The 17,596-nt window shown below is 70.7% G+C and carries 16 protein-coding genes; 3 read left to right on the plus strand and 13 right to left on the minus strand.

The window, feature by feature from the left end; all coding sequences use genetic code 11:
* Positions 1-5: 5 nt before the first annotated feature.
* The 5 genes from dgcN to AC099J_RS02765 form a co-directional block, all read right to left on the minus strand.
* Positions 6-1,337 (minus strand): diguanylate cyclase DgcN/YfiN, encoded by a 1,332-nt coding sequence (gene dgcN, locus AC099J_RS02745; protein WP_479613657.1) that lies wholly within the window; start codon positions 1,335-1,337, stop codon positions 6-8.
* Positions 1,334-1,843 carry a regulatory sequestration protein YfiR gene (gene yfiR, locus AC099J_RS02750; RefSeq protein ID WP_479613658.1) on the minus strand — a complete coding sequence of 170 codons (510 nt, stop codon included), beginning with the start codon at positions 1,841-1,843 and terminating at the stop codon, positions 1,334-1,336. The genes dgcN and yfiR overlap by 4 nt, the downstream gene beginning before the upstream one ends.
* Positions 1,844-1,995: 152 nt before the next feature.
* On the minus strand, positions 1,996-2,646 hold the full coding sequence (locus tag AC099J_RS02755; RefSeq protein WP_479613659.1) for a thioredoxin family protein: 651 nt from the start codon (positions 2,644-2,646) through the stop codon (positions 1,996-1,998).
* A gap of 38 nt (positions 2,647-2,684) precedes the next feature.
* Positions 2,685-4,850: a protein-disulfide reductase DsbD family protein gene (locus tag AC099J_RS02760; RefSeq protein ID WP_479613660.1), complete on the minus strand. Its 2,166-nt coding sequence runs from the start codon at positions 4,848-4,850 to the stop codon at positions 2,685-2,687.
* A gap of 121 nt (positions 4,851-4,971) precedes the next feature.
* Positions 4,972-5,556: a lipocalin family protein gene (locus AC099J_RS02765; RefSeq protein WP_479613661.1), complete on the minus strand. Its 585-nt coding sequence runs from the start codon at positions 5,554-5,556 to the stop codon at positions 4,972-4,974.
* Positions 5,557-5,701: 145 nt separating this feature from the next.
* On the opposite strand from AC099J_RS02765, the gene AC099J_RS02770 reads away from it, so the two are divergent.
* On the plus strand, positions 5,702-6,172 hold the full coding sequence (locus AC099J_RS02770) for a DM13 domain-containing protein (protein WP_479613662.1): 471 nt from the start codon (positions 5,702-5,704) through the stop codon (positions 6,170-6,172).
* Here the strand turns inward: AC099J_RS02770 and AC099J_RS02775 are convergent.
* From AC099J_RS02775 to AC099J_RS02785, 3 genes are all read right to left on the minus strand, one after another.
* Complete coding sequence (locus AC099J_RS02775) at positions 6,150-6,686, minus strand: hypothetical protein (protein ID WP_479613663.1); 537 nt, start codon at positions 6,684-6,686, stop codon at positions 6,150-6,152. The two genes, AC099J_RS02770 and AC099J_RS02775, sit on opposite strands and share 23 nt — an antisense overlap.
* A gap of 143 nt (positions 6,687-6,829) precedes the next feature.
* On the minus strand, positions 6,830-7,882 hold the full coding sequence (locus AC099J_RS02780; RefSeq protein ID WP_479613664.1) for an alpha/beta hydrolase family protein: 1,053 nt from the start codon (positions 7,880-7,882) through the stop codon (positions 6,830-6,832).
* A 71-nt stretch (positions 7,883-7,953) separates the two neighbouring features.
* On the minus strand, positions 7,954-8,205 hold the full coding sequence (locus tag AC099J_RS02785) for a hypothetical protein (RefSeq protein WP_479613665.1): 252 nt from the start codon (positions 8,203-8,205) through the stop codon (positions 7,954-7,956).
* A 346-nt stretch (positions 8,206-8,551) separates the two neighbouring features.
* Between AC099J_RS02785 and nadB the strand changes: the two genes are divergently transcribed.
* Positions 8,552-10,129, plus strand: coding sequence for an L-aspartate oxidase (gene nadB / locus AC099J_RS02790; RefSeq protein WP_479613666.1), 1,578 nt, complete (start codon positions 8,552-8,554; stop codon positions 10,127-10,129).
* Between the two features lie 46 nt (positions 10,130-10,175).
* Positions 10,176-11,030 carry a 3-methyl-2-oxobutanoate hydroxymethyltransferase gene (gene panB, locus AC099J_RS02795; RefSeq protein ID WP_479613667.1) on the plus strand — a complete coding sequence of 285 codons (855 nt, stop codon included), beginning with the start codon at positions 10,176-10,178 and terminating at the stop codon, positions 11,028-11,030.
* 173 nt (positions 11,031-11,203) lie between these two features.
* On the opposite strand, the gene nadA is transcribed toward panB, so the two are convergent.
* The 5 genes from nadA to AC099J_RS02820 all read right to left on the minus strand — a co-directional run bounded on the left by nadA (position 11,204) and on the right by AC099J_RS02820 (position 17,593).
* On the minus strand, positions 11,204-12,325 hold the full coding sequence (nadA, locus tag AC099J_RS02800) for a quinolinate synthase NadA (RefSeq protein WP_479613668.1): 1,122 nt from the start codon (positions 12,323-12,325) through the stop codon (positions 11,204-11,206).
* A gap of 2 nt (positions 12,326-12,327) precedes the next feature.
* The gene (gene panC / locus AC099J_RS02805; RefSeq protein ID WP_479613669.1) at positions 12,328-13,155 is read right to left on the minus strand and encodes a pantoate--beta-alanine ligase; all 828 of its coding nucleotides are present in this window, start codon (positions 13,153-13,155) and stop codon (positions 12,328-12,330) included.
* 64 nt (positions 13,156-13,219) lie between these two features.
* A complete protein-coding gene (locus AC099J_RS02810) occupies positions 13,220-16,318 on the minus strand; it encodes a PAS domain S-box protein (protein WP_479613670.1) in 3,099 nt (1,032 codons plus the stop codon).
* A gap of 169 nt (positions 16,319-16,487) precedes the next feature.
* Positions 16,488-17,462, minus strand: coding sequence for a Bug family tripartite tricarboxylate transporter substrate binding protein (locus tag AC099J_RS02815; protein ID WP_479613671.1), 975 nt, complete (start codon positions 17,460-17,462; stop codon positions 16,488-16,490).
* Positions 17,459-17,593 (minus strand): hypothetical protein, encoded by a 135-nt coding sequence (locus AC099J_RS02820; RefSeq protein WP_479613672.1) that lies wholly within the window; start codon positions 17,591-17,593, stop codon positions 17,459-17,461. The genes AC099J_RS02815 and AC099J_RS02820 overlap by 4 nt, the downstream gene beginning before the upstream one ends.
* Positions 17,594-17,596 lie beyond the last annotated feature (3 nt).

Consider the following 17,596-nt stretch of genomic DNA (forward strand, 5'->3'; position numbering starts at 1 on the left):
CGGGGTCAGTGCTCCGGAATGTCGCTGGCAATGCGCGAGTCGTCGAACACCCGGCTGGTGCCACGCCGGATTTTTTTGACGCGGTACATGGCACGGTCCGCGGCGCGCAGCAAGTGCTCTGCCGTCTCCCCGTGCTGCGGATAGACCGCCACGCCAATGCTGACGGAGGGCACGATGTCGGGCCGACCGGGCAGCGGCTCGGCCATGGCAAGGTTGATCTTCTCGGCGATGCGCAGGGCGTCGCGCTGGTGGTGCACCGGCGCCAGCAGCACTGCGAACTCGTCGCCCCCCAGCCGCGCCACCAGGTCGCCCTCGCGCAGCTGTGCACGGATACGCTTGGCCACCTCGACCAGCAGCAGGTCGCCCACGCCGTGGCCGTAGCGGTCGTTGACCTCCTTGAAGTGGTCGTTGTCCATGTACAGCACGCCGATGTGCGTGCCTTCGCCCTCCGCGTCCTGCAGCATGCGCGCCAGGCGGCGGCTGAAGAACGCGCGGTTGTACAGACCGGTCAGGCTGTCGTGGTTCGCCAGGTGCGACAGTGAGCGGTTCTCCTGCGCCAGTTGTGCCTGCTGCAGCTCGATCTCGGTCAGCAGCGCATTGAAGTCTTCACCCAGGTCATGAAACTCGGCGATCGCAGAGGCCGGCGCGCGGTGGGTGCGGGCGTGCTGCGTGCGGGCGCCGTGCGTCATGGCGATCAGCCCCTGCACCGGCTCGACGATGTCGCGCTGCATGCGCCGCATCACCTGCCGCAGGCCCAGCGCCACCAGCAGCAGGCACAGCAGCGTGCCGCCGAGCGCGCTCGCCAGGAAGCGGGCGAAGATGGCGCCGTCCCCGTGCAGGCGCACTTCGCCGATCCGCCGGTTCGATTCGATGACGGGCGCCACCGCCGGGTGCGGCATCAGCCAGGCGGCCATGCGGTCGCCGACCAGCTTGAGCAGGCGCCGGTCGCCATTGCCAGCGGCCGGCTCGTAGCGGGCCAGCACGACGCCCTTGGCATTGCGCAGTTCCACGCTGCGCAAGGATTCGCGTTGGGCGACCAGGGTCAACTGCTCCTCGATCGCCGCGCGGTCGTTGAAGACGACCGCGGCCTCGACCGTGTAGGCGATCGAGCGGGCGACCAAGTCCAGGTTGTGCGTGGCGTAAGTGCGCAGTGCCAGCGTCGCAGCCAGCAACAGCACCAGCCCCACCGCCGTCATGCTGACCATGGCGATGCGCAGATGGGCGGTGCGCAGCGCCTGCTGCAGGCTCTGGCGCGGCGGCGGTGACGCATCGCGTGCATGTGCGTCTGCTTTTTGCGACGCGGCGCGCACAGCGCTGGATGGGCGGGCGCCTCTCACGGCACGGCCCCCGGCGTGCGGCGGCCCAGGCGCAGCACCTGCGGGTGGATGCGCACCACGCTGCGCGCCACGGCATCCAGATTGACCTCGAACCGCACCGGCTCGCCCTTGGCGCCGATGTCCAACCGCACCATGCCGCCCGCGCTGCAGGGTGACGAGCGTTCACACACGGTCAGCACGGCACGGCCTGTCAACGGCGGCAACAGCTCGCGCCAGGCCTCGGCCGCAAGTTGGCCCACGTACAGCGCATCGCAATGAGACGCGAGGTGGGCATCCGGCTCCGGTCGGCGTATGTCGATGGGGGGCTGGCCGGGCCGCGCCAGCCCTTCCTGCAGCAGCTGTGCCGTCTGCGGGCTTTGACCGAGCACGCACAGGCGCAGTGGCTGGGGTTCGACCGGCCAGCGGGTATAGGCCAGGATGCCCAACAGCGTTTCCCGTACGTCCAGCCCGGCATCGGCGGCTCGGCTTTGGACGGGCGCGCCCAGTGCCCAAAATCCGATGCACACGAGGACGAGGCGCCAGAGCGGAGGTGAGCGCAGGAGGAGGGTGGCGGGGACCCCGGAGAACATGGCGGATCGTCTTGCTGTTCCGCCTCGCGGCGGATCAGCGGGCATGCTACCAGTAGGCCTTGTGTGGAGCCGAAAGAGGCGCGGGGTCGTCAGCTTTTGTACTTGATGGTGCAGCCGTAGGGTTGCGTGGTGGCCATGCTGATCGGCTTGCCCCCCAGCGCTTCGGTCAAGCCCTGGCGCACATAGTTGGTGGCCGTCTTGATGTCGCTCGCCCGCGCCGAGGCAATGCTGTCGATGCCGCCGGCGTAGACCAGCGTGCCCTGCGGGTTCACGATGTACATGTGCGGCGTGGTTCGGGCGCCATAGGCCTTGCCCACGGTGCCTTCCTCGTCCATCAGCGTGGCGGTGGGCGCGCCGGTCTTGTCCTTCATCCAGCCTGCCAGCTGTGGCGGTGCCAGGTAATCGGAGGCCGCCTTTTCGGTCGAGTTCACGGCCAGCCAGACCACGTCCTTGCCGGTGAATTCCTTCTGCAGGCCGGGCATGTTGGCGCTGTCGTAGTGCTTGCGTACGAAGGGGCAGCCTGGGTTGACCCACTCCAGCACCACGGTCTTGCCCTTGAACTCGGCCAGCGTGCGGGTCTTGCCGCTGGTGTCCTGCAGCGTGAACGATGGCGCCGGCTGGCCTACGGTGGCCATGGCATGGGCGGCCTGGCCGGCCAGCAGCGCAGGCAAAGCGATGCAGGCGGTGGCCAGCAGCGCGCTGCGGCGGCGGGCGAACAGGGTGCGGGTTGCTTGTTTCACATCGACTCCTTGCGGGTTGAGAAGGCTCACAAACAGGCTCACAGGCGGGCGATGGCCGAGCGCAGCTCGTCCACCCCCAGGATCTCGGACAGCACCACCGGCGCGCGGCCCGGCGTGTAAAGCGCATAGACCGGCACGCCGCTGCGGCCCAGCTGCTTCAGCGCGGCCGTGATGTCCGGGTCGCGCCGCGTCCAGTCGGCTTGCAGCAGCTGCACGCCACGGGCGTCCAGGTCGGCCAGCACCTGCGCGTTGGCCAGCGTGGTCTTCTTGTTGTATTGGCAGGTCACGCACCAGGCGGCGGTGAAATCGACCATCACCGGCTGGCCGCCAGCCAGGATCTGCTCGACGCGGCCCGGCGCCCAGGGCTGCCAGCGGTCGCCGGCGCGGGCGACCGTGCCGGCCTCCAGCGGCCGCACGATGGCCGGTCCCAGCGTGGCCAGCAGCACAGCCGCCAGCGCCACGCTGATGGCGCCCATGATCCAGCGCGTGCGGCCGGCCAGGCCCATCGCCCACGCCACGGCGGCCAGCGCCACCAGCAGCAGCAGCAGGGCCGCAGCGCCGTCGATGCCGCTCTGCTGGCCCAGCACCCAGACCAGCCAGGCCACGGTGGCGAACATCGGAAACGCCATGCATCGGCGAAACACCTCCATCCACGGTCCCGGCCGCGGCAGCCAGCGCACCACGGCGGGCACCACGCTGGCCAGCAGGAACGGCAGCGCCATGCCCAGGCCGACGACAGCGAAGATCACCAACGCCTCGGTCGCCGGCAGTCCGATTGCAAAACCCATGGATGCGCCCATGAATGGCGCCGTGCACGGCGACGCGATCGCCACCGCCAGCACGCCGGAAAGGAACGCGTTCACCGTCGGCCGCTTCGATTCATAGGACGCCACGCGGCCCGGCAGCACCTGCCCGATGTCGAACACGCCCGCCAGGTTCAGCCCCATCAGCGTGAACAAGATGGCCAGCGCCGCCACGACGGCCGGCGACTGCAGCTGAAAGCCCCAGCCCAGTTGCTCGCCCGCCGCCCGCAGCGCCAGCAGCACAGCACCCAGCGCCACGAACGACAGCACCACACCAGCGCTGTAGGCCAGCCCATCCGCGCGCAGCGTGCGCGCCGCCGAGCCGGTGTTGCCATGGCGCGAGAACGACAGCATCTTGATCGCCAGCACCGGGAACACGCAGGGCATGAAGTTCAGGATGAAGCCGCCCAGCAGCGCGCCCAGCAGCGCTGCCATCCAGCCGATGCGCAGACTGGTGTCCACCGGGGCGGCCTGTGCGGCTGCTGCGGCATTGGCTGCCAGCGCGGCCTGCAGCTGCGGCGACACCGCCACAGGCGTCACACCCTGCGGCCAGACGCCGTTGACGGCCGCCTCCGCGCGCCAGGCGCGGCGCTGGCCGCCGGCATCGTCCAAGGCCACCACGACCGGCATCGCTTGCGGACTCTGGCTGCGCTGGGCCGACAGCGGCACGCGCGCCGTCCACACATCACCGGCCCAGGCCTGCGTCCAGGCGCCCGCGGTTTCGATCACCTCGGCCGTTTCGGGGAAGAACTCCAGCGTGCGGCCGCGCAGATCGGCAGGCAGCCCGGCAACCGACACGCGGATCGCCTGGCCGTCGATGTCGACCGTGCTGCCCGCGCCCAGCGGCTGGGGCTGGGCCGCGAGCGCCGCGTCGAAGGCCGCCATGTGCATCGCCGTGCTGCCCCCTACCGGCAGTTTCAGGTGAAACTCGCCCTCCTCGGGAATGCACTCCTTGCGGCACACCAGCCAGGCCGCGCGCAGCGTGATGTCGATCTGGCGCGCCAGCGCCGGCGGTTGGAAATCGGGCAGCACCGTCACGGGCACCGGCAACAACACCGTGTTCTCGTAGCCGTAGTTCGCCAGTGAGCCGACAGCAATCTTGCGCGGCACCGGCCACGCAATGTCGCCCGCCTGCAAGCCGGCCGGCAGTTGCCACTCGACGGTTGTCGGCAGGCCGGAATCGCCTGAGTTCTTCCAGTAGGTGTGCCACTCGGGCTTGTGCGTGATCGACAGGCCCAGCCACAGCGGCTTGCCCGGCTGCACGCCTTCGGGTGCGAGCGCCACCAGCTCGGCCCGTACCTGCGGTGTCGTCACCACGGCACGGTCGGCCTGGCCCAGGGCGGGCAGGGCCGGCAGTGCGGCGGCGCACAGGGCAAGGGCAGGCAGAAGGCGCAGGAGCATGGCGAGGGCGTGAGGGGACCGTGAGAGCGGGCACCCGGCGGCAAAGTTCCAGCGGGGCGGAACGCGCGATTTTGCCAGCGCACCCGGCTGCCAACGGGGTGCCCGCTGCGCCGTGCGGGCTTTAGCGCCCCTTGTCTGTTCCCGCGGCCGTGCCGTCCCCGGCACTGGTGTGCGGCACGCGTTCCAGCAGCGCCGGGTCGTAGCCCATGGCCGCGACACGCTGCGCCAGTTGCTGGTATTCGTCCTCGGCCAGCGTCGGCGTGCGGGCCATGATCCAGACGTAGTCGCGCTTTTCACGCGCCACGATCACGCTGCCGTAGTCTTGGGCCACCCAGGCGATGCGGTAGTCCGCCTTGATCGGCCAGAGGAACTGCACACCCCAGACGGCGCGGCTGTCGTCCAGAACGAAGCCGCGCGAGCCGAGTTGGCTGAACGAGCTGGCCTGGCCGTCCCTTCGGTAGCGGAAGTCGATGTCCACCGTGCCGTCGGGGCGCAGCGCGTAGTGTTCGGTGGCGTCCACTGCGCCGCGTTCCAGCCAGGTCGGGATGCTGGCGATCACATACCAGCGGCCCATGAAGCGCGGCAGGTCCACCGTGCCGGCGCTTGGCAACGGCGGCACTGCGCGCCGGGGCGTGCCGGCGCAGGACGCGACGAGCACACCGACGAGGGCGACGCCCATCAGCAGGACGAGAGAGCGTTGTCGCATTGGTGTTTCCCCGGTCGCGAGATGTTAGACGCGCCACTCTCGTGCCGGGGCCTTGCCTGCCTGGCCAGCGGGCATCCCGACCGTAAGTCAGCCATTGCCGCACAGCCCCGGCGCGCTGTAGGAGAATCCGGGCGCACCACCCACTATGCGCAAACTCCTGCTCCTCCTCGCCACCCACGCCGTCGTCGGCGCGCTCGGATTTGCGCTGGGCATCTATCTGTTACCGATCCTCACGGCACCCGCCGGCCCCAGCGCCAGCGACGTGGTGGCCCAGGCGCAGCAGGCCACCTATACCGGCCAGTTCCGTCGGGATCTGCAGGACAGCGATGTGCTGCACTGGGGAGAGGGCACCGTGTCGGTGGGGCGCACCAGCATCGCGCTGCAAGGCCGGCTGGCCCCTGGGCCAGATTACAAGCTCTACCTGTCGCCGGCGTTCGTGGAGACCGAGGCCGAGTTCGCGCGGCTCAAAGCCCGCATGGTGCGCGTGGGCGACGTCAAGACCTTCGACAACTTCGTCGTGCCGGTGCCAGCGTCTGTCGACGTCGCGGCCTACGACACGGTGATCGTCTGGTGCGAGACCTTCAGCGAGTTCATCACCGCAGCACGCTACCGGTAGCCGGCGCCAACGCGCGGAAGCGGTCGGCGCGGGCCGCCTGCAGCACGGTGGCCGCGTCGGTTTCCAGTGCTTCGAGCGGCGTCTGCGGCGCCAGGGCGGCGTGGGGCGTCACCAGCCAACGGGCGCAGGCCCAGCCGTCGAAGGCGCCTGTGAGTTCCTGTACGACGCGGCGCGATGCCTCGCGCACCGCCAGCTGGGCGTCGAACTGGAACGCGGGCAGCCAATACTCCTGTTGCCAGGCAAAGCTCAGCACCGCGCCGTTGGCAATCAGCCTTGCCAGCGCCGCGTAGCCGCCCAGGCCGCGCAGCTGCATCTGGTCGGCCAGCGTTTCACCGCGCACCAGCCCGCCGGTGGCGCGGAAGGCGTTCAGCAGTGCGATGAAGTCGTGGTCGGCCGTGCCGATGCGTCCGGCAGAGCGTGCGGACTCGGGCGCCGCACCCTCCAGGTCGGCCCACCACAGCGGCGGCACGCAGGCGCCACGGGGGGCATGGAAGACGGTGGCGCTGGTCTGCATGGTGGCTCCTCAAGGCTGGGCGGGTTCCTCGACTGTCGCTGCGCGCCGGCGGCCGCGCATCGTTCATTTGGAGTACGTTTGCCGGTGTCGGCGCCGCAGCATCAAGCGCAGCGCAGGCCCGCCCACCCGCTGCTCTCGACCCTTCAAGGCCTGACGGCGGCTGGCGGGGCCAGCACATGTCGGCCAAAGAACGCCACGACCTTGGCATCCACTGCTGGCAGCACGGTGCGGTCGAAGCCCGGCGGGTCGTTCAGCATGTCGCCCACCAGCCCGGTCATTCCCGGCGGCAGCGGCGACAGCATGGCGCCGTGGCCGGCCGTCGGCAGATCGGCCAGGTGCTCGCAGCTGCGGCAGGCCTGCAGCACCCGGTCGCCGTGCCAGCGCGGCGCCAGCCAGCGGTCCTGGCGCACCGTGACGAGTGCCAGCGGCACGCGCGGCGCCGTCAGTGAGGCCGGGTCGAAATCGGCCGCCAGCGGCACCATGGCCACCACCGCCGCAATGCGCGGGTCGTGGTGGGTGTGGGGGCTGGCGTCGTCGAACTTCCAATTCAAGGCCGTGCGCACGGCCCAGCGCTTCAGGCCATCGGCCCAGCCGCCGGTCTGCGCCAGGAACAGGCCGGCGCAGGCCGGGAAGTCGTCTTGCAGGTGGGCATCGCAGTGCTGCGCAAAGCGTGCCGGCGACCAACTGCCGCCGGCCAGCGTCAGCGCCGTGTGGCCGCCAGCCGAGCCACCCCACACGCTGACGCGGTCCAGCGACAGCAACGGCGCGAAGCGGCTGTCGCGGCCCACCGCGTCGATGGCGCGCGAGACTTCTGCCGGCCGCAGCTTCCAGCTGTCCGGGCCGGCGCCGCTGTAGTCCAGGTGGTTGTCGCCTCGGTGCCTGGGCAGGGCCACGACGAAGCCGGCGTTCACCAACTGGCGCGCCAGGTCGTGGTGCACCCAGGGCGAGCCACCCGAGCCGTGCGAGATCACCACCAGCCGGCCATTGCCGCGCGCAGGCGTCGCGTTCTCAGCCAACCGCAGGGCAAAGGCGCCGCGCATCACCGTGCGCTCGGGCATGGCGGTGGGGTAGTACAGCGTGATCGGGCCGTCCTGCGGCGTCTCGGCGATCTCCGTCAGGCCCATTGCAGCGTGCGCCGGGGCCGCCAATGCCAGGACGGCGCAGGCCAGGGTCACAAGTCGTTGCAGGAATGGCATGGTGCTTTTCTCCTGGGGGGTGGCGTGGATGGGCCTGTGATCGGTGCCTGATGCGCGCCGCCACGCAGCGCTCAGCGCAGCTTGCGCGCGTAGTTCTCACGCACGTGGCGGCTGATGAAGGTGCTCAATCCACAACCTGCGACGGCCAACTGCTGCATCTGTGCGACGGCATCCGCGCCCGGGTGCGCGGCATCGTAGAGGTAGGTGGCGCCGCCCCGGAACCGTACCGTGATCTGTCCCCGCGCAACTGCGTATGCGGCCACACCGGAGTCGCCGGCCAGGTTGGCGTAGCGCTGCATGCGGGGCGTGGCGCCGGCGCTCATGGCGAGGGGGCTCGATCGCCTCGTACGGCGCGCTCTGTAGCGCCAACGCGCGCCGGCGGGCCCAATGCGTGCATCAATGCTCTCCTATTCGTACTCGAAAGTGTACGCATCAGCAGGTGTGACGGGCAAGGGCGAACCCGGTTGGCGGCTCGGTGGCGCCGGTGCCGATCTGCATCCCGTCGCGCCCCTGCGGCCTTGGCCTAAGATGCGCGCCTCGCCAATGCGAGCCCCCGCCCGTTCCGGGGCACAGCCCCACGAGGGCCTGCGCCCCGGTACCAGCCCTCCGCAGCCCGCGCAGTGCCTGCGCCCGCCTGCGGAGCCCCCACCGTATCCGACATCCGTTGCCATGGCATCGCACGACTTCGACGTCCTGATCGTGGGCAGTGGCCTGGCCGGCCTCAGCGCCGCGCTGCGTCTGGCCCCCACCCACCGCGTGGCCGTGATCACCAAGGCCGCACTGGGTGACGGTGCCAGCCAATGGGCGCAAGGTGGTTTGGCCGCCGTGCTGGGGGCAGAGGACACCCTGGCTCAGCATGTGGACGACACGCTTGTGGCCGGCGCCGGCCTGTCCGACCTGGCCGCCACGCGCCTGGTCGTCGAGCAGGCGCCTGCGGCCATTGCCTGGCTGCGTGAGCTGGGCGTGCCGTTTACGCTGGAGAGCGGCGCGCTGCATCTCACGCGTGAAGGGGGCCACAGCCAGCGCCGCATCGTGCACGCGACCGACGCCACCGGCGCGGCCGTCCAGCGCGCGCTGGTCGACGCCGTGCGCGCCACGCCGGGCATCACCGTGTTCGAGCAGCACACCCTGGTCGACCTGGTCACGGGCCGCAAGCTCGGCCGCGCCGACCCGGGCTGCGTCGGCCTGCACGCGCTGGACGCGCTGCGCGACGAGGTCGCCACCTTCCGCGCGCCGCACACCATCCTGGCCACGGGCGGCGCCGGCAAGGTCTACGTCTACACCACCAACCCCGACACCGCCACCGGCGACGGCATCGCCGCCGCCTGGCGCGCCGGCTGCCGCGTCGCGAACATGGAGTTCATCCAGTTCCACCCGACCTGCCTGTACCACCCGCACGCCAAGTCCTTCCTGATCAGCGAGGCCGTGCGCGGCGAAGGCGGCCGGCTGCTGCTGCCCGACGGCACGCGTTTCATGCCGGCGCACGACGCACGCGCCGAGCTGGCGCCGCGCGACGTGGTGGCACGCGCCATCGATTTCGAGATGAAGAAGCACGGCCTGGATTGCGTGCACCTGGACATCTCGCACCAGAGCCCGGCCTTCCTGCGCGCGCACTTTCCCAACATCCTGGCGCGCTGCGCCGAACTGGGCATCGACATCACGCAGAGCCCCATCCCCGTGGTGCCGGCCGCGCACTACACCTGCGGTGGTGTGCTGAGCGACCTGGCGGGCCGCACCGACGTGCCCGGCCTGTACGCCATCGGCGAGACCGCCTGCACCGGCCTGCACGGTGCCAACCGGCTGGCCAGCAATTCGCTGGTCGAATGCCTGGTGTTCGCGCGCGCGGTGGCCCAGGCGATTGCCGCGTCGCCCCTGCAGGCTGGCGCCGCGCTGCCGGCCTGGGACGACAGCCGTGTGACCGATGCCGACGAGATGGTCGTGCTCTCGCACAACTGGGACGAGCTGCGCCGCCTCATGTGGGATTACGTGGGCATCGTGCGCACCAACAAGCGGCTGGAGCGCGCGTCCCACCGCATCGCGCTGCTGAAGGCCGAGATCCACGAGTTCTACGCCCATTTCCATGTCACGCGCGACCTGCTGGAACTGCGCAACCTCGTGCAGGTGGCCGACCTGATCGTGCGCTCGGCCCAGGCCCGGCGCGAAAGCCGTGGCCTGCATTTCAGCCGCGACTACCCGCTGACGGCCGCGCCTGCGGCCCCCACCATCCTGGTGCCAGCGGTGGCCTGATGCCCCGACCCATGCCCGCCAACTGATTTGCAACGGAGACCCTCCCATGTCCACCCCCGTCTACGGCGGCCTGCAGCCCGGCAGCCCCCGCAAACCCATGAGCCTGCCGCGCCTGGCCGACATGCATGCGCGCGGCGAGAAGATCGCCATGCTCACGGCCTACGACGCTACCTTCGCCGCCATCGCCGATGCGGCCGGGGTTGACTGCCTGCTGGTCGGCGATTCGGTCGGCATGGTCTGCCAGGGCCTGCCCAGCACCGTCGGCGTCAGCCTGGAGACCATGCGCTACCACACCGAGAGCGTGGCCCGTGGCCTGCAGCGCGTGCAGGGCGCGGCCTGGCTGATCGCCGACATGCCATTCGGCAGCTACCAGGAATCGCGCGAGCAGGCCCTGCGCAGCGCAACGGTGCTGATGCAGGCTGGGGCGCAGATGGTCAAGCTCGAAGGCGGCGGCTGGACGACCGAGACCGTGCGCTTCCTGGTCGAGCGCGGCATTCCCGTCTGCGCGCACCTGGGCCTCACGCCACAGACCGTGCATGCGCTGGGCGGCTACCGCGTGCAGGGCAAGGGCGAAGCCGCCGCCGCCGTGTTGACGCAGCAGGCGCTGGCGCTGCAGGACGCCGGCGCCACGATGCTGGTGCTGGAGATGGTGCCGGCCGCGCTGTCGGCCACGCTCACACAGCAGCTGGCCCACTGCGCCACCATCGGCATCGGCGCGGGCCGTGGCACGGCCGGCCAGGTGCTGGTGCTGCACGACATGCTCGGCATGAACCTGGGCAAGATGGCCAGATTCGTGCGCAACTTCATGGCGGACGCGCCGGGTGTTGCCGAAGCACTGGCAGCGTATGTGCGGGCGGTGAAGGACGGGAGCTTTCCGGACGATGCGGTGCACGCCTGGTGAGCGCCGACCGAGTGGGTTCTCGGTACCACCGGCCGCACCGCATGGGCAGTCGCCAAGCTCGGCACCTGGCATCCTTCGCTGGTGCATGCCGTCCAGGCGGCCTATCGGGCGGCATCGGGTAGAGCCCCGGGGCGGTCACCCTGGTGCGGGGCCCAGGCGCGCCAGCCGTCCCCTCACGCCGCCCCCATCCCCTGCACCAAGCTCCCGGCCGGTACCCCCTTCTTGAGCCCTGCCGTGAAGTCCAGCATGCGGTCGATCGGTCGCCGTGCCCGCAGCCCCAGTGCCGGGTCGACCTGCACTTCTCCCGCCCCGGTCTCCAGCGCGTGCACCACGCCGGCCAGGCCGTTCATGGCCATCCAGGGGCAGTGCGCGCAGCTCTTGCAACTGCCGCCGTTGCCGGCCGTGGGCGCGGCCAGAAAGGTCTTGCCCGGGTTCAGCGTGCGCAGCTTGTGCAGCATGCCGGTGTCGGTGGCGACGATGAAGGTGCGCGCGTCCAGGCGCTGCGCGGCCGCCAGGATGGCCGAGGTCGAGCCCACGGCGTCGGCCAGTGCGATCACGGCGGCGGGCGATTCGGGGTGCACCAGCACCTTGGCGCCGGGGTGCTCCTGCACCATGAGTTCCAGCTCCAGCGCCTTGAATTCGTCGTGCACGATGCAGGCGCCCTGCCACAGCAGCATGTCGGCGTCGGTCTCGCGCTGGATGTAGTCGCCCAGGTGCCGGTCGGGCGCCCACAGGATCTTGCGGCCCTGGTCCTTCAGCGCGCGCACCACGTCCAGCGCGCAGCTGGAGGTGACCATCCAGTCGGCGCGCGCCTTCACAGCCGCGCTGGTGTTGGCGTAGACGACGACGGTGCGGTCCGGGTGCTGGTCGCAGAACGCTGCAAACGCGTCCGCCGGGCAGCCCAGGTCCAGCGAGCACGTCGCGTCCAGGTCGGGCATCAGCACGCGCTTGGCCGGCGACAGAATCTTGGCCGACTCGCCCATGAAGCGTACGCCCGAGACGACCAGCGTCTGCGCCGGGTGGTCGCGGCCGAAGCGCGCCATCTCCAGCGAATCGCTGACCAGACCACCGGTCTCTTCGGCCAGGTCCTGCAGATCCGGGTGCACGTAATAGTGCGAGACCATCACCGCATCGCGATCGCGCAGCAGGTGGCGGATGCGGTCCTTGAGCCGCGCGCGCTCGTCAGCCGCCGGCTCGGGCGGCACGCGTGCCCAGGCATGGCGCGTGTCGCAGGCGGTGCCGGCGGCCCCGGCCAGGGGCCGCTCGTAGTCAACGTTGATGATGGCGGCCGACACGCTCAGAACTCCAGGTTGTCGATCAGCCGCGTGCTGCCGAGCTTGGCGGCGGCCACGACCACCAGCGCGTCGCCCGCATCCTGCGGTGGCGCCAGATCGCTGCGGCGGCGCACGGCCACGTAGTCGGGCAACCAGTCGCGCGCGCGCAGGGCCTGCATGGCGGCGGCTTCGGCGGCGGCGATGCGGCTGCGGTCTGCCCGCACGGCGTCGACCACGGCCTGCAACTGCGCCCGCAACGCCAGGGCTTCGGCGCGCTGCGTCTCGCTCAGGTAGCCGTTGCGTGACGACAGGGCCAGGCCGTCGCTGGCGCGCACGGTTTCGCCGCCGATGATCTCGATCGGCATGGCGAAGTCGCGCACCATGCCCTCGATCACGCGCAACTGCTGGTAGTCCTTCTTGCCGAACAGCGCCAGGCCGGGCTGCACGATCTCGAACAGCTTCATGACCACCGTGCACACGCCGGTGAAGAAGCCGGGCCGGAACTCACCCTCCAGGATATCGGCCAGCCCAGCGGGCGGGTGCACCTTGTAGCCCTGTGGCTGCGGATACATCTCACGTTCGTCGGGTGCGAAGACCAGGTCGCAGCCGGCGCCCTGAAGCAGCTCGGCATCGCGCGGCAGGGTGCGCGGGTAGCGGTCGAAATCTTCGTGGGGTGCGAACTGCAGCCGGTTCACGAAGATGCTGGCGACCACCGGGCGGCCGCTGGCCTTGGCTTGGCGCACCAGGGCCAGGTGGCCCTCGTGCAGATTGCCCATGGTGGGAACGAAGGCCGGTCGTGGGCCGGCTTCCAGTGCCGCGCGTAGTGCGGCGATGTGGTGCACTACGTGCATGCGGGTGTCTCCGGAAAGCAAAGCCACGAGTTTGCACGATGAGCGGGCGCGGGCTGTCTGCAATTCAACTGTCCGCCAGCAGCGCCAGTGCCCTGTCGAAGTCGAACGCGTCCAGCGCGAGGCCCAGGGCGTCGTGGTGCGGCGCCAGCAAGGGCCCCAGCGCCGTGGCGTGGCGCTGCAGGAACTGCGGGGCCTGGGCGTCTCCGTCGCGCAGCAAGCCCACGAACTCGTCCAGCAGCTGGTGCGCGGGCACGCCGGGGGCTGGCACGGCGGGGGCGGGTACGGCGGGGGGCGGCGCTTGCGGCGGACCCAGCGCGGCGGCGATCCGGTCGTGCAGCGTCTGCAGCCCCTGCTGCAGTGGTGCGGCCAGCGCATCCAGATCCTGCGGCGCGGCTTGCATGCGCAGTGCCTGCTCGAGTGCGTGGGCCTGGGCCGGCAGCGCGCGCGCGCCCAGGCTCGCCGCGACACTGCGCAGCGTGTGGACGAAGCGCTCGGCATCGCCTCTGCGGCCGGCTGCCAGGGCCGCGTGCAGCGGCGCCAGCCCATCCGCATAGCTGGCGACGAAGCGGCGCAGCAGTTGCTCGTACAGCGTCGCGTGATGCAGCACCCGTGCCAGGCCGGCGTCGGCGTCCAGATCAGGCACGCTGGCCAGCCTCGCGTGCCAGGCGGGCCGGCCGGTGTCGGCCCGGGCGGCAGCGGTGCCGGGCACGTCTTCGGTCGCAGTGGCGCTGGCCACCACGGTGGCCGCCGGGCGCACTGGCAGCCAGCGCAGCAACATCTGCCACAGCGCCACAGGCTCGATCGGCTTGCTGACAAAGTCCACCATGCCGGCGGCGCGGCAGCGCTCCTGGTCGGCCTGCATGGCGTTGGCGGTCATGGCCACGATGGGCAGGCCCTGCAGCGACTGCATGCTGCGCAGCGCGCGTGTGGCCTGCAGGCCGTCCATCTCGGGCATCTGCATGTCCATCAGCACCAGGTCGTAGGGCGTGGCCTGGGCCATGCGCACGGCGATGGCGCCGTTGTCGGCCACGTCCACGCGCTGGCCCGCGTCTTCCAGCAGCTCGCGCGCCACGAGCTGGTTGATGGGGTTGTCCTCGGCCAACAGGATGCGGCCGGCGCGCTGGCGTACCTGGGTCAACAGCTCCTGCTGCGGCTGCGTCGTGTCGACCCTGTCGGCATCGCCGGGCCCCGCCACGCCGAGCCTGGCGGTGAACCAGAAAGTGGAACCCGCGCCGGGCTGGCTGTGGACGCCGACGCCACCGCCCATCAACTCGGCCAGCCGCTTGCTGATCGCCAGGCCCAGGCCGGTGCCACCGTAACGGCGCGAGGTGGAGGCGTCGGCCTGCTGGAAGTTCTGGAACAGCCGTGCGCACTGTTCGGGCGTGAGGCCGATGCCGGTGTCGCGCACCTCGAAGTGCAGCGTCACCGTGCTGTCGTCGAGCGGCTGCTGCGGTGCCTGCGGCACGCGGCGCACCGCCACCACGATCTCGCCGGCCGCGGTGAACTTGATCGCGTTGTTGGTGTAGTTGATCAGCACCTGGCCCAGGCGCAGCGCGTCGCCCAACAGGCGGCGCGGCACGTCGGGGCCAACGTCCACGCGCAGCGCCAGCGGCTTGCCGGCGAGCTTGGCCTCCACCAGGTTCAACAGGTGGCCGAGCAGGGCGTCGAGCTGGAACGGCGCGGCCTCGATGTCCAGCTTGCCGGCCTCGATCTTGGACAGGTCCAGCACGTCGTTGATCAGCCCGAGCAGGTGCAGGCCGGACTGGTGGATCTTCTCCACGTAGTCGCGCTGACGCGCATCCAGGCTGGTTTTCAGCGCGAGGTGGGCCAGGCCGATGACGGCGTTCATCGGCGTGCGGATCTCGTGGCTCATGTTGGCCAGGAAGTCCGATTTGGCCTGCGCCGCCTGCTCGGCCTGTTCCTTGGCCTGCACCAGTTGGCGCTGGGCCCGCTTCTGCTCGGTGATGTCCTTGATCGAGACGATCAGCCGCTCGCCCTCGTCCGTGTGGGCCAGAAACAGCAACACCTCCACGTCGGCCAGGCGGCCATCGGCGCGCCGGTGCCGGGACTCGAAACGGCGGTGCCGGCCCATCGTGCGCAGCGAGGCCATGTGCTTGCCGAACTCAGCGATGTTGTAGTGAGGGTCGAAGTCGGCGATCGACAGGCCGATGCACTCCTGCGCGCCGTAGCCCAGGTGCTGCTGGGCCGCTTCGTTGGCGTAGACCACACGCACCGTGTCGACATCCACCCACAACATGGGCCCGGCATTCTCGACCACGTGCCGGGTGAACAGCAGCAGCCGTTCGTTGCGCTTGTGGGCGGTGATGTCCTCCAGCGTGAACTGCAGCAGCTCGCGGCCCCGGAAGTCGAACGGCACCATGTGCACCCGCGCGTCCCAGACGGTGCCGTCGGGCCGCTGGTGGCGTACTTCGAACACGGCCACGCCCGGCCGGTTGGCCAGGTGCGCAGCGCGCTGCTGCGTGAGCATCTCCTGCGAGGGCTGGCCGTCGTACTGCACAGGGGCCAGCACGTCCAGCGGTGTCTTGCCCAGTATGTCTTCGCGCCGCGCATAGCCGTAGATGCGCGCGGCCTCGTCGTTGCAGTCGGTGAAACGGCCGTTGACCAGGTCCAGCACCACCATGGCGCGGCGCGACTGGCGGAACAGCATGGAGTTGTAGGCCTCGCTCTCCACCATCCGCTGCATGGCGCGGTGCTCGGCGTCGACGTCGCGCACCGAGCCGTTCCACAGCGTGGCGCCATCGGCCGCCTGCGGTCCGGGGCGCAGGCAGATCTGGAACCAGCGTGCCTGCCCATCGGGCTGGCGCAGCCGCACGCGCCGCGTCGTGGCGCGGGGCTTGCGCAGCAGCGTCTGGTGGGTGGCGGGCAGGCGCGACCACAGCGCCTGCGGGTCGGCCAGCAGCAGTTCGCGGGCGATGCCGAGCACCTCTTGTGCGGTGTCGCCCACGTAGGTGAAGCGGCCCTGGCCCCGCGCGTCCATGCGCCACTGGAACACCAGCAGCGCCAGGGCGTCGCAGGCGGTCTGCAACCGGTCACGCTCGGCGCGGGCCTCGGCCAGCGCGTGCTGCAGGGCTTCGATCTCCGGGACCGCAGAGGTCGCGGGCGCGCTGAGCGCGGCGTCATTGGGGGGTGGCGATGCGGGCATGGCCAGATGCTGGGAAGTCGGTTGCGCGCCAAGTGCTGCGGAGCTTGTAGCAGACTTTGCCGCCCGGGCCAACCGTGGCGAGCGGTGCAGACCCGAAGCACAGGCGCGCCGGGCGGCCGCGAGCCGGCGCGCAACAAGGTGCGCGATGAGGTGCTCAGCGCTGCCCGCGCTATTGCGGTTGGAAGGCGGTCTGCTTCACCACGTCGGCCCAGAATCGGGTCTCCGCAGCCTGCACGCGGGCCAGTTCGGCCCCGTCGGCGCCAGAGACATTCAGGCCGAATGCATCCAGCGCCTGGCGCACGCGCGGCTGGCGCATGGCGTCGGTGGCCGCACGCGCCAGTTCGGCCACGCGGTCCGGTGGTGTGCCGGCCGGGGCATACAGGCCGATCCAGCCGCGCAACTGCAGGTCGACGCCGGCCTCGCGGAAGGTTGGCAGCTCGGGCGTCTGTGGCGCGCGCTCGGTGCCCGTGGAGGCCAGCAGCCGCAGGCGGCCCGCGCGCGCGGACGGCAACAGGTCGCCCAGCGGCAAAAAGGCCATCGGCAGTTGGTCGCCCATGACCGCTGTCACCACCTCGGCCGGCGACTTGTAGGCCACGTGCGTCAGGGCCAGGCCCGTCAGGGCGGCGTAGCGCTCGCCCAGAAAGTGCAGCGACGTGCCCACCCCGGGCGAACCGTAACCAGTGGCTTCCTGGCGCGCGCGCACCCACGCCGCAAGCTCCTGCAGCCGCTGCGCCGTGACCTGCGGTGCCACGCCCAGTGCGAAGTCGAAATGGACCAACTGCGCGACGGGTACAAAGTCGCGCTCGGGGTCGTAGCGCAGTTGGCGGAACACCTGCGGAAACAGCGTCATCGCACCGTGCGGCACGACCAGCAGCGTGTGGCCATCGGGCCGTGCGGTGCGCGCTGCCTCGACCGCCAGGCGGCCTGCCGCGCCGGGTCGGGCCTCGACCACCACGCTGCGCGACAGCGCCGGTCCCATGACCTCGCCCAGCACGCGGGCAGTCTGGTCGACGATGCCGGCCGGAAAGCCGGTCAGCAGGCGCAATGGCTCCTGGGCGCGCGCTGCCGGCAGGGGTAGTGCCAGCGCGCCGAGCCAGTGCGCGCAGCGCCTGCGGTTCATGCGGTGGGGTGTCGCAATGGTCATGATGTAAGTTCTTGTATGAGTTGCAAAACTTGGTCGAAATCGTAGCCATCCACCGCACGGCGCACGGTGCTGTAGCGGTCCGCGAACAGCAAGCGCAGCTCGGCCTGGTGATCGTGCACGAAGGCGGCCACATC

The organism is Rhodoferax sp. RT4P68 (assembly GCF_056521305.1).